The 11664-nt window shown below is 73.1% G+C and carries 10 protein-coding genes; 9 read left to right on the forward strand and 1 reads right to left on the reverse strand.

Features of this window, described 5'->3' with window-relative positions:
- From ABZU32_RS05175 to ABZU32_RS05210, 8 genes are all read left to right on the forward strand, one after another.
- Nucleotides 1–2437: Rne/Rng family ribonuclease (locus ABZU32_RS05175; RefSeq protein WP_354917365.1), on the forward strand; the 2437-nt coding region annotated here is incomplete at its 5' end.
- Nucleotides 2438–2625: 188 nt separating this feature from the next.
- Complete coding sequence (gene rplU / locus ABZU32_RS05180) at nt 2626–2940, forward strand: 50S ribosomal protein L21 (protein WP_354853706.1); 315 nt, start codon at nt 2626–2628, stop codon at nt 2938–2940.
- Nucleotides 2941–2952: 12 nt separating this feature from the next.
- A complete protein-coding gene (rpmA, locus tag ABZU32_RS05185) occupies nt 2953–3210 on the forward strand; it encodes a 50S ribosomal protein L27 (protein WP_114032604.1) in 258 nt (85 codons plus the stop codon).
- A gap of 184 nt (nt 3211–3394) precedes the next feature.
- Nucleotides 3395–4783, forward strand: coding sequence for a GTPase ObgE (obgE, locus tag ABZU32_RS05190; RefSeq protein ID WP_354917368.1), 1389 nt, complete (start codon nt 3395–3397; stop codon nt 4781–4783).
- A gap of 98 nt (nt 4784–4881) precedes the next feature.
- Nucleotides 4882–6033, forward strand: coding sequence for a glutamate 5-kinase (gene proB, locus ABZU32_RS05195; protein WP_354918015.1), 1152 nt, complete (start codon nt 4882–4884; stop codon nt 6031–6033).
- A complete protein-coding gene (locus tag ABZU32_RS05200; protein WP_354917371.1) occupies nt 6026–7309 on the forward strand; it encodes a glutamate-5-semialdehyde dehydrogenase in 1284 nt (427 codons plus the stop codon). The genes proB and ABZU32_RS05200 overlap by 8 nt, the downstream gene beginning before the upstream one ends.
- Nucleotides 7310–7420: 111 nt before the next feature.
- Nucleotides 7421–7600, forward strand: a complete 180-nt coding sequence (locus ABZU32_RS05205; protein ID WP_354917374.1) for a hypothetical protein — start codon at nt 7421–7423, stop codon at nt 7598–7600.
- A 178-nt stretch (nt 7601–7778) separates the two neighbouring features.
- Nucleotides 7779–9719 (forward strand): protein kinase, encoded by a 1941-nt coding sequence (locus ABZU32_RS05210; RefSeq protein ID WP_354917378.1) that lies wholly within the window; start codon nt 7779–7781, stop codon nt 9717–9719.
- Nucleotides 9720–9900: 181 nt separating this feature from the next.
- On the opposite strand, the gene ABZU32_RS05215 is transcribed toward ABZU32_RS05210, so the two are convergent.
- Entirely contained in the window at nt 9901–10917 is a 1017-nt protein-coding gene (locus ABZU32_RS05215) for a M48 family metallopeptidase (protein WP_354917381.1), read from the reverse strand.
- Nucleotides 10918–11058: 141 nt separating this feature from the next.
- Between ABZU32_RS05215 and nadD the strand changes: the two genes are divergently transcribed.
- Complete coding sequence (gene nadD, locus ABZU32_RS05220; protein ID WP_354849659.1) at nt 11059–11664, forward strand: nicotinate-nucleotide adenylyltransferase; 606 nt, start codon at nt 11059–11061, stop codon at nt 11662–11664.

Raw genomic sequence — 11664 nt, forward strand, 5'->3', positions numbered from 1 at the left:
CGCCGCCCCGGAGGAGGCCGCCCCGGCCGCCCCGGCGCGCCGCAGGCGCACCAGGAAGACCGCCGAGGCCGCCGAGGCTCCGGCGGAGCGTGCCGTCGCCGCCGAGCCGCCGGCCGTCGCGGCCGAGACGCCGCCCGCGGTGTCCGAGCAGGTCACGCCCGAGATCATCGAGGCGCTTCCCACCGAGGAGCCGCTGGACGACGAGCCCGCCGGTGAGGACGTCGCCGAGGAGGCCCGTCCGCAGGGCGCGGTGTTCGCCGACCCGTTCGGCCTGAGCGCCGTCTCAGAGGCGCGCATCGCTCCGGCCGTCACCTTCCAGGCCCCCGCCGCCGTGTTCCAGCCGATCTTCCAGGCGCCCGAGCCGCGCGCGGCCGTGCCGCACGTGCCCGAGCCCCGGCCCCACGCGAAGCCCGAACCCGAGCCTGAGCCGGCCGAGGCCGAAGACGCCGCCGAGGCCGCGGAGCTCGCGGAGGTCGACTCCGACGAGGACGACGAGCAGGAGGACGACGCTGCCGGTCGCCGTCGTCGCCGCCGCAGGGGAGGCCGCGGCCGGAAGGTGCGCGAGCACGACGAGGCCGACGACCTCGAGGACGCGGGCGACGAGGGGCAGGACGCCTCCGCCGAGCAGGCGCAGCCGGCCGCCGAGGCCGCCGGCGACCAGGACGACGACGAATCCGGCACCTCCCGCCGCCGCCGTCGTCGCCGCCGCAGGGGAGGGGACGAGGGCGAGGCCACCGTCGACGACCCGCCGAACACCGTGGTGCGCATCCGCGCGCCCCGGGCCGGCCGTCCGGTGTCGGTGGACGAGGTGCAGGGCTTCCGCGGCTCCACCCGCCTCGAGGCCAAGAAGCAGCGCCGCCGGGAGGGCCGCGAGCAGGGCCGGCGCCGCCCGCCTGTGATCACCGAGTCGGAGTTCCTGGCCCGCCGCGAGAGCGTCGAGCGGGTCATGGTCGTGCGCCGCCAGGGCGGCCGCACCCAGATCGCGGTGCTGGAGGACGGCGTCCTGGTCGAGCACTACGTCGACCGCGAGGCCAGCCAGTCCTACGTCGGCAACGTCTACCTGGGCAAGGTGCAGAACGTCCTGCCGTCGATGGAGGCCGCCTTCATCGACGTCGGCAAGGGCCGCAACGCCGTCCTGTACGCCGGCGAGGTCAACTTCGACACCGCGGGCCTGGAGGGCCAGCCCAAGCGCATCGAGGCGGCGCTGAAGTCCGGTCAGTCGGTGCTGGTCCAGGTCACCAAGGACCCCATGGGCCACAAGGGCGCCCGTCTGACCAGCCAGATCAGCCTTCCGGGCCGCTACCTGGTCTACGTGCCCGACGGCTCGATGACCGGCATCAGCCGCAAGCTCCCCGACAAGGAGCGCAGCAGGCTCAAGGCCATCCTGAAGAAGGTCATGCCCGAGAACGCCGGCGTGATCGTGCGCACCGCCGCCGAGGGCGCCTCGGAGGACGAGCTCAGCCGCGACGTCGCCCGCCTTTCGGCGCAGTGGGAGAACATCCAGCGCAAGGCCAAGTCGGCCAGCCCGCCGGAGCTGCTGTCCTCCGAGCCCGACCTGACGGTGCGCGTGGTGCGCGATGTGTTCAACGAGGACTTCTCCTCGCTGGTCGTGGCCGGCGACGAGGTGTGGGGCACGGTGGACGAGTACGTCCGCTACGTCGCGCCGCACCTGGCCGACCGCCTCAGCAAGTGGGAGGACGGCGACGTCTTCGCGGCCTACCGCATCGACGAGCAGATCGCCAAGGCGATGGAGCGCAAGGTGTGGCTGCCGAGCGGCGGCTCGCTGGTCATCGACCGCACCGAGGCGATGACCGTGGTCGACGTCAACACCGGCAAGTTCACCGGTCAGGGCGGCAACCTGGAGGAGACGGTCACCAGGAACAACCTGGAGGCCGCCGAGGAGATCGTCCGCCAGCTGCGGCTGCGCGACATCGGCGGCATCATCGTCGTCGACTTCATCGACATGGTGCTCGAGAGCAACCGCGACCTGGTGCTGCGGCGCATGCTCGAGTGCCTGGCCCGCGACCGCACCAAGCACCAGGTGGCCGAGGTCACCTCGCTCGGCCTGGTGCAGATGACCCGCAAGCGGGTCGGCCAGGGCCTGCTGGAGGCCTTCTCGACGCCCTGCGACTGCTGCCACGGCCGCGGGCTGATCGTCTCCACCGAGCCGGTGGAGTCCAAGGCCATCGAGCCCAGGGCCACCCAGGGCAAGATGGCGGTGGAGAAGGCCGTCGCCGAGAAGCTCGAGAGGGCCTCCTCCGACAAGCTGGTCAAGGAGGGCGGCATCGCGGTCGCCGCGAGCGGTGAGGGCGGTCGTGATAGTGTGACCGATGCCCTTGACGGCTCCGCGGGCGAGGACGGGCAAGCGGCACAGCCCTCCGCCCGGGGGCGGCGACGCTCCCGAAAGGCGACCAGACCGGCAGGGCCGGCCGAATAGGCCGGCAACCCGGCGTACCGTCCGGTTCGACCAGGGCACCAGCAATCCGGTATCCTTGTCAATCGGTGCGTCCGGTGGCGCGCCTAGCTTCGCGCGCCTACCCGGTTCGCCGGTCGTGTGTATTCGACGGGAGCTGGATGCAGAGGCGCAGCGTTCAGCGAGCAATTAGCCAGAAGAAGGGTTCCGCGGTGTACGCGATCGTTCGTTGCGGCGGCAGGCAGCAGAAGGTCTCCGTCGGTGACGTCCTCGAGGTAGACAAGGTCGCCGGTGAGGTCGGCTCCACGGTGTCGCTGGCGCCGGTGCTCGTCGTCAACGACGGCGATGTCACCACCGACGCTGCCACGCTTGGCAAGTTCGAGGTGACCGCCGAGATTCTCGGCGAGACCAAGGGCCCCAAGATCCACATCCTCAAGTACAAGAACAAGACCGGTTACAAGAAGCGCCAGGGGCACCGTCAGCGGTACACCCAGGTGAAGGTCACCGGCATCAACCCCGGGAAGTAGTGGTAGCGAACCATGGCACACAAGAAGGGCGCATCGTCCACCCGGAACGGCCGTGACTCCAACGCCCAGCGGCTCGGGGTCAAGCGTTTCGGCGGGCAGCTCGTCAACGCCGGCGAGATCATCGTCCGCCAGCGCGGCACCCACTTCCACCCGGGCGACAACGTCGGCCGTGGCGGCGACGACACGCTGTTCGCGCTGATCGCGGGCCACGTGCAGTTCGGCAACAAGCGCGGCCGTCGCGCCGTGAGCATCGTCCCGGCCGCGGAGTAGATCCGCCGGCAGCGAGACACGGGCCGCCGGGCCGCGCGTGAGCGCGGCGGCGGCCGAGACAGAACGTTGATGAGGCGGATCGACTTCTCGATCCGCCTCATCGTCGTGAGGGGGGCTGTATCGGCGCCCGGCGCGGCGGTGAACGGCGCGGGCCGAACGGCCGCGCCGGTGAGAAGGAGTGACGGTGGCGGAGTTCGTGGACCAGGTGGTCCTCTACATCAAGGCCGGTGACGGGGGAAACGGCTGCGCCTCGATCCACCGCGAGAAGTTCAAGCCGCTCGGCGGCCCCGACGGCGGCAACGGCGGCCGCGGGGGCGATGTGATCCTCGAGGTTGATCCCAACACCTCCACCCTGCTCGACTACCACCACCGGCCGCACCGCAAGGCCGCCAACGGCAAGCAGGGCATGGGCGCCAACCGCGACGGCGCCACCGGCGAGGACGTGGTGCTCAAGGTGCCCAACGGCACCGTCGTCAAGGACGCCAAGACCGGCGAGGCGCTGATCGACCTGGTCGGCGCGGGCACGCGGTACGTCGTGGCCCAGGGCGGGCACGGAGGGCTCGGCAACGCCGCGCTGGCCTCGGCCAGGCGCAAGGCCCCCGGGTTCGCGCTGCTCGGCGAGGACGGCGACGAGCGCGAGGTCGTCCTTGAGCTGAAGACGGTCGCCGACGTGGCGCTCGTCGGGTTCCCCAACGCGGGCAAGTCCTCGCTCATCGCGGCCCTCAGCGCCGCCCGTCCCAAGATCGCCGACTATCCGTTCACGACGCTGGTGCCCAACCTGGGCGTCGTCACGGCGGGCGAGACGGTGTTCACCGTCGCCGACGTCCCCGGGCTGATCCCCGGCGCCTCCGAGGGGCGCGGCCTCGGGCACGAGTTCCTGCGTCACGTGGAGCGCTGCTCGACGATCGTCCACGTGCTCGACTGCGCCACCCTGGAGCCTGGCCGCGACCCGCTGACCGACTTCTCGGTGATCGAGGCCGAGCTGGCGGCCTACGGCGAGCTGGACGACCGGCCGCGGCTGGCCGTGCTGAACAAGGTCGACGTGCCCGAGGCGCGCGAGCTGGCCGACATGGTGCGGCCGATGCTCGAGGGCAAGGACCTCAAGGTCTTCGAGATCTCCGCGGCCTCGCACGAGGGCCTGCGCGAGCTGTCGTTCGCGATGGCGGAGATGGTGGCGGCCGCCCGGGCCGCCAAGCCGGTCGAGGAGCCGACGCGCCTGGTCATCCGGCCCAAGCAGTACGGCGACGCCGGGTTCGCCGTCAAGCGCGTCGACGCCAACACCTTCCAGGTCACCGGCGAGAAGCCCGAGCGGTGGATCCGCCAGACCGACTTCAGCAACGACGAGGCGGTCGGTTACCTGTCCGACCGGCTCGAGCGGCTCGGCATCGAGAAGGCCCTGAGCGAGGCCGGCGCCAAGGAGGGGGCGGAGGTCGTCATCGGCCCGATGGAGGGCGGCTACCTGTTCGACTGGCGGCCCACCCTGGACGCCGACGCCGCCCAGGGCCCGCGCGGGTCCGACGACCGCGTCGGGATCGCCGAGGCGGCCAGAAACGAGCGCCGCTCGCAGGACTAGCGGCGCCGCCGCGGCGCCCTAGGGGCACGACCGGCGGCGGGCCTGGCCGGCACCAGTGGAGCGGGCCGTGCCCGCACGAGCGAAGGGGAGCGACCGTGATGGACAGCACCGGCCGGGAGCGGGTGGCGCACGCCTCCCGCCTGGTCGTGAAGGTGGGATCGTCCTCGCTGACGACCCCGCAGGGCACCATCGACGTCGACCGGGTGGACGCGCTGGTCGACGTGCTCGCCGCGCGCGGCGCGGGCGGCGCCCACATCGTGCTGGTGTCCTCCGGCGCCATCGCGGCCGGCCTCGGCCCGCTCGGCCTGTCCGCCCGCCCGCGCGACCTGGCCACCCAGCAGGCCGCCGCCTCGGTCGGGCAAGGCGTGCTGGTCGCCCGCTACACCTCCTCCTTCGCCCGGTACGGCCGCCGCGTCGGGCAGGTGCTGCTCACCGCCGACGACATGATGCGCCGCTCCCACCACCGCAACGCCCAGCGCACGCTGCTGCGGCTGCTGGAGCTCGGCATCGTCCCGGTGGTCAACGAGAACGACACCGTCGCCACCGACGAGATCCGCTTCGGCGACAACGACCGTCTCGCGGCCCTGGTGGCCCACCTCATCCACGCCGACGCGCTGGTGCTGCTGTCCGACGTGGACGCCCTGTACGACGGGGACCCTCGCCAGCCGGGTTCGCGCCGCATCCCGCACGTCCGGGGGGCGGCGGACCTGGAAGGGGTCGAGCTCGGCAGGTCGGGCCGGGTCGGCACCGGCGGCATGATCACCAAGGTCGAGGCCGCGCGCATCGCCACCGGTGCGGGGGTGCCGGTCGTGCTCACCGCCGCCGCCCACGCCGCCCAGGCCCTGGCCGGGGCGGACGTCGGCACCTTCTTCCAGCCCGACGGCCGCTACCCCGGCACCCGTCTGCTCTGGCTGGCGCACGCCACGACCGGGCGCGGCCGCCTGCACCTGGATCCCGGCGCGGTGGAGGCCGTGGTGGGCCGGCGCAAGTCGCTGCTGCCCGCCGGGGTGACCCGCGTCGAGGGCGACTTCAGCGCCGGCGACCCGGTCGATCTCTACAGCCCGCACGGCACGCCGGTGGCGCGCGGGCTGGTGAACTTCGACGCCGCGGAGATCCCCGAGCTGCTCGGGCGTTCCACGCGCGAGCTGGCCGCGACCCTCGGCCCCGAATACGAGCGAGAGCTGATCCACCGCGACGACATCGTCATACTGGACCCCACCACCGAGAGCAGGAGCGCGAGGCATGTCTGAGGCCGATGACTTCCTGAAGGTCGCCCACGCCGCCCGAGAGGCCGCCGCCGAGCTCGCGCCGCTTCCGCGTGCCGCGAAGGACGCCGCTCTGCATGCCGTCGCCGACGCCCTGGTGGACAGGGTCGGCGAGATCGTCGAGGCCAACGCCCTGGACGTCGCCGCCGCGCGCGAGGGTGGCACGACCGAGACCATGATCGACCGCCTGCGGCTGAACGCCGCGCGGGTCGCGGACATCGCCGGCGCGGTGCGCGAGGTGGCCGACCTGCCCGACCCGGTCGGCGAGGTGGTCCGGGGGAACACGCTGCCGAACGGCCTGGAGCTGCGGCAGCTCCGCGTCCCGCTCGGCGTCGTCGGCATCATCTACGAGGGCCGGCCCAACGTGACCGTCGACGCGGCGGCGCTGTGCCTCAAGAGCGGCAACGCCGTGCTGCTGCGCGGCTCGTCCAGCGCCTACCACTCCAACACCGCCCTGGTGCGCGTCATGCAGGACGCTTTGAAGGGCACCGAGGTCCCGGCGGGGGCGGTGCAGCTCGTGCCGGGCACCACCCGCGAGTCGGTCAAGCACCTGATGCGGGCCCGCGGGCTGGTCGACGTCCTGATCCCGCGCGGCGGCGCCTCGCTGATCAACTCGGTGGTGGAGGAGTCCACGGTGCCGGTGATCGAGACCGGCGTCGGCAACTGCCACGTGTACGTGGACGCCGACGCCGACCTCGACCTGGCCATGGAGATCCTGGTCAACGCCAAGGTGCAGCGCCCCTCGGTGTGCAACGCCGCCGAGACGCTGCTGGTGCACGCGGCCGTGGCCGACGCCTTCGTCCCGGCGGCCCTGGCGCGGCTGGCCCAGGAGGGCGTCACCGTGCACGGGGACGAGCGGGTCGCCGCCTACGGCGAGGCCGTCGTGCCCGCCAACGAGGACGACTTCGGGCAGGAGTACCTCTCGCTCGACATCGCCGCCGCGGTGGTGGACACGCTCGAGGACGCCGTCGCGCACATCCGGCGGTACGGGTCGGCGCACACCGACGCGATCGTCACCCGCTCGCAGAAGGCCGCGCGGCGGTTCGTGGCGCTGGTCGACTCGGCGGCGGTGGCGGTCAACGCCTCCACGCGGTTCACCGACGGCGGCGAGTTCGGGTTCGGCGCCGAGATCGGCATCTCGACGCAGAAGCTGCACGCCCGGGGGCCGATGGGGCTGCCCGAGCTAACCTCCACCAAGTGGGTCTACACCGGCGACGGCCACCTGCGCACCTCCGCGGGCACCGTGATCGCCGGTTTCTGACCCGGCGCGGACGGCACGGGGCGTCTCAGTGGGCGCCCAGTGTTGTGGTGACTTCACGTGTTCGGCGTGTCGCCGTGGGTGAGCGCGCCTGGGTGGCGGTTGACTGTGGCCATGAGTCTCGTCTTCGCGCTCGGGTACGCCGCCCTGGTCATGGCGGCGGCCGACCAGATCATGCTGTGGCTGGAGCGCCGCGGTCACGTCAACTGGCGGCGCACCGGCAGGAAGGCGCTGTCCACGGTGCCGCGCGTCCGCCTGGACACCCTGCTGGAGGACTCCTCGCCCTCCCGGTGATCTCCGGTTCATGGCGGTCCGCGGCTTCATGGTGGTCTGTGGCGCGCGGCGAATTCGAGCAAACTTCAACTACCGCTTCCGGCGCGTCGCCGACGCGCGCGGGTCGTTGGGCGCTATGGTGGCGTTCCCTATGGGTGGACGGCGAGTGGGCGGGCCCGGGAGAGTCGGCCCGTACACCATGGTGGAGCGCCTCGGACGTGGTGGCATGGGCGAGGTCTACCTCGCCATCGGCCGACGCGGGGCGAAGGTCGCCGTCAAGATCCTGCGTGACCCCATCGGAGACGATCCCGACTCCCGATTAAGGCTCGACCGCGAGGTGCGTGCGCTGCGCCGGGTCGAGAGCCCCTACGTCGCCCGCGTGCTGGACGCCGATCTGTCCGGGGACCGGCCCTACCTGGTCATGGAGCACATCGAGGGGGAGACCCTCCTCGACGCGGTGCGGCGGGGCGGCCCCCTGTCGGGTCCGCAGCTCGTCGACCTCGCCCGAGGGCTGGCCACGGCGATCGCGATCATCCACGCCGCGGGGGTCGTCCACCGCGACGTCAAGCCGGCCAACGTGGTGCTCGGCCCCGACGGGCCCGTGCTGATCGACTTCGGCATCGCGCAGGTGTCGGACGCCACCCGGGTCACCATGACCGGCACCTTCCTCGGCACGCCCGGATACTCGGCCCCCGAGGTGTTCGCCGAGGAGTCCGTCGGCGAGCCCGCTGACGTCCACTCCTGGGCGGCGACGGTCGCGTTCGCGGCCACCGGGCGCCCGACGTTCGGCCGCGGCACCGTCGAGGCGCAGATGTACGCCGTCCTGAACGGGCGGGCCGACCTGGCGGGCGTGCCCGGCTCCCTGCTGCCGCTGGTGCGCGCCGCGCTGAACCGCGAGCCGGCCAAGCGGCCGACCGCCGCGTTGCTGTCGGACCGGCTGGCTCGCCTGGCCCGCGCGACGGCGCCCGCGGCCGGCGGTGCGCACGACGACCCGGCGGCGGGCCGCGTCCGGTCCGACGGCGCGGCGAACGCCCGGGCCAAGGCCGCCGACGCGCCGCCGGTCGCCCGGCCGAAGCCCGAGGGCGCCACTGCCGCACGCGCGCTGCCGGAGGGTCCCGCGGCCGTCCGCGCAAAGGCGGACGGCCCGCCGGTGGTGCGGGCCAAGGCCGACGGCCCGGCCGCCGGGCGGGCGAAGCCCGACGCCGCCGCCGGCCGGGGGAAGGCCGATGGTCCCGCGGGCGGCCGGAGCAGGCCCGAGGACGCCGTCACAGGCCGGGCTCAGGAGGAGACGCCGGGGGAGCGCGCCCGGATTCGCCCCTCCGCGGCGGACGCCGCCGCCGACCGCCGGGCCAAGCCCGACGCCGTAGAGCGCCGAGGTAAGGCCGACGCCGTAGAGCGCCGGGGTAAAGCCGACGCCGGTCGGCGGGCCAAGGCCGACGGCCAGGAGCGCGGGGCGAAGGCCGAGGCTTCCGCGCGACGGGTGCGGGGTGAGGCCGCCGAGCGCCGCACCAGGGCCGGCGGGGCCACGGCGATGGCCAGGGTCCGGCGGGCCGCCGCCGACGTCAGGGAGTCGGCGCTCGCGACCGACGCCGCGCCGGCCGCGTCGATCTCCTCCCCGCCCGGCAGTGCCGTGCTCATCGTCCTGGCCATGCTGGCCGTGCCCTGCGTGGTGGTGTCGGTGATCTGGCCGCCGGCCACGTTCATCGTCACGGCGGCCCTGTGCGTGCTGGCCCGCGCCTGGTGGACCGGGCACTGGCTGGTCAGGAACCGAAGGTCGGCCAGAGTGCGGGGAGCGCTGCGCGTGGTGTGCTTCCCGGTGACCCTGACCGGGTCGATCCTCAGCGCGGCGGTGTGGCCGGGAGTGCCCGCCTCCGCGATCGCCGCCTCGGCGTTCTGGGTCGCCGCCGGAGGGAGCATCGAGGGCGAGTGGTGGACGCAGCCGGGCCCGATGACCGTGGCCGGGGTGGTCTTCGGCGTCGTGTGCGGCGGCATCGTCGGCAGCGAGGTCGAGCGGGCCGGCGTCCGCGTGCCCGACCTGCGCAGGGAAGGGCTGCGGGCGCTCGCCGTCCTCGGCGGCTTCGTCGCGGTGTGCGCCGCCGCCGTCCGCGTCCTGGCCTGGGTGCTGCCGCACGCCTTCTGAGGACACCGGGCCACCCGGCGGGCCGGGGCCCGTCAGGAGGGGCCGCCGGCCGGGACGAAAGGCCGTGAGCTGCGGCGGCGCGCACCGCGTCCGCCCCCGTGCGCAGCTCGACGGCGTGCCGGCCGATGCCGCTGACCGGTCGCGGCCGGCTCGCCCGCCGGCCGTGGACCGCGGGCGCCGGTCAGTTGTCCCGGCGGGCGAACCGGTTGAAGATGCGCTCGCCGGCGTTGACCGCGCCCTCGGCGACGTCGCGCAGGACGCCGATGAACGGGTCCTGGGACTGCGCCCACGACTCGCGGTAGGAGCGGGCGGCCGCCTTGACCTCCTCGGAGAGCTTGGCGTTGGCGTCGTCCTCGCGGCGGGGGTAGTCGCCGGACAGGATGGTCTCGTACTCGCCGTCCCGCCGCCACCGGTCGAGCTCGGCCACGCGCATCACCGCGAACGGGTGGGTGGAGCCCAGCAGGTTGAGCACCTTCAGCAGGCCGTCACGCACGTCGCCGGCGGTGTCGTACTCGCGGGCCTGGTCCAGGAAGGCCTCGATGTTCATCTCGTGCAGGCGGGAGCCGCCGGCGAGCTTCATCAGGGCGCGCATGGCGGCCTCGGGGTCCTGCCCGCAGAGCATGCCGCCGCGGTCGGCCGACAGCTCGGCCTTGCGGTGCCACTCCTCCAGGGCGGTGACGATGATGCGCAGCCCGATGTACCCGAGCGGGATCCACGCCACGCGGGTGGCCAGGCGGGTCAGGATCGCCAGCATCGTGCCGTAGACGGCGTGGCCGGACAGGATGTGCGAGGTCTCGTGCCCGATGACGAACCGCAGCTCCTCCTCGTCCATCAGGTCGAGCAGGCCCGTGTTGACCACGATGAACGGGTCGTCGAAGCCGACCGCCATGGCGTTCGGCCGCGGGTCCTGCTGGACGTAGACCTCGGGGATGCGGTGCAGGTCGAGGATGTAGGCGCTGTCGCGGCCCATGTCGTACAGGGCGCGGAACTGGGTTTCGCTGGCCCGCACCGAGGAGCCGAGGAACATCAGCCGCAGACGGCGCTCGCTGAACAGGCCGGACATGCGCTTGAGCACCGAGTCGAAGCCCGACAGGGAGCGCATCGCCACGAGAGCCGACCGGTCGGCTGGATGCTCGTAGGCCCGGGAACTGATGCCGGGCAGCTGGATACGGTTGCGATCCGGGGTGGAGGTGGTCATGGTCGGCATGCTACGTCGGGGCGGATGCCCGCGCGCGGCCCAGGAAGATGCTTCCTGCCCCGGCGGGGCGCCCGGGCGTGCCGCCGCGACGCCGGGGGGCCGGAGCCCCGCGGGGCCGAGCGGCACGTTAGGGTCCCTCGCATGAGAAATGGGGCCCCTACCAGGCGGCTTGGCATCATGGGCGGGACGTTCGACCCGATCCACCATGGCCACCTCGTCGCGGCCAGCGAGGTCGCCCATCACTTCAACCTGGACGAGGTGGTGTTCGTCCCGACCGGCCGGCCGTGGCAGAAGGCCGAGCAGACGGTGTCGGCGGCGGAGGACCGCTATCTGATGACGGTCATCGCGACCGCGTCCAACCCTCGCTTCTCGGTGAGCCGCATCGACGTCGACCGTCCGGGGCCGACCTTCACGATCGACACTCTGCGCGACATCGCGGCCATGTACGAGCCGGGCGCCGAGCTGTACTTCATCACCGGCGCCGACGCGCTGGCGCAGATTCTGAGCTGGCGCGACGTCGATGAGCTCTTCACGATGGCGCATTTCGTAGGCTGTACTCGTCCGGGCCATCTCCTGCAGGACCCGGGCCTCCCGGAGGGAAAGGTCAGCCTCGTCGAGATCCCGGCGCTCGCGATCTCTTCCTCGGAGTGCCGGCAGCGGGTGGCCGCCGGGGAACCGATCTGGTACCTGGTCCCCGACGGGATTGTTCAGTACATCAACAAGCGGGGGCTTTACCGGGCATCCTGA

The sequence above is a fragment of the Sphaerisporangium sp. NPDC005288 genome, assembly GCF_040607475.1.
GTDB lineage: Bacteria > Actinomycetota > Actinomycetes > Streptosporangiales > Streptosporangiaceae > Sphaerisporangium > Sphaerisporangium rhizosphaerae.

Excerpts from the sequence above, each read along its gene's own strand:
- rpmA (WP_114032604.1), top strand. The coding sequence starts at position 2,953 with ATGGCACACAAGAAGGGCGCATCGTCCACCCGGAACGGCCGTGACTCC.
- proB (WP_354918015.1), top strand. The coding sequence starts at position 4,882 with ATGGACAGCACCGGCCGGGAGCGGGTGGCGCACGCCTCCCGCCTGGTC.
- ABZU32_RS05200 (WP_354917371.1), top strand. The coding sequence starts at position 6,026 with ATGTCTGAGGCCGATGACTTCCTGAAGGTCGCCCACGCCGCCCGAGAG.
- ABZU32_RS05205 (WP_354917374.1), top strand. The coding sequence starts at position 7,421 with ATGAGTCTCGTCTTCGCGCTCGGGTACGCCGCCCTGGTCATGGCGGCG.
- ABZU32_RS05210 (WP_354917378.1), top strand. The coding sequence starts at position 7,779 with ATGGTGGAGCGCCTCGGACGTGGTGGCATGGGCGAGGTCTACCTCGCC.
- ABZU32_RS05215 (WP_354917381.1), bottom strand. The coding sequence starts at position 10,917 with ATGACCACCTCCACCCCGGATCGCAACCGTATCCAGCTGCCCGGCATC.
- nadD (WP_354849659.1), top strand. The coding sequence starts at position 11,059 with ATGAGAAATGGGGCCCCTACCAGGCGGCTTGGCATCATGGGCGGGACG.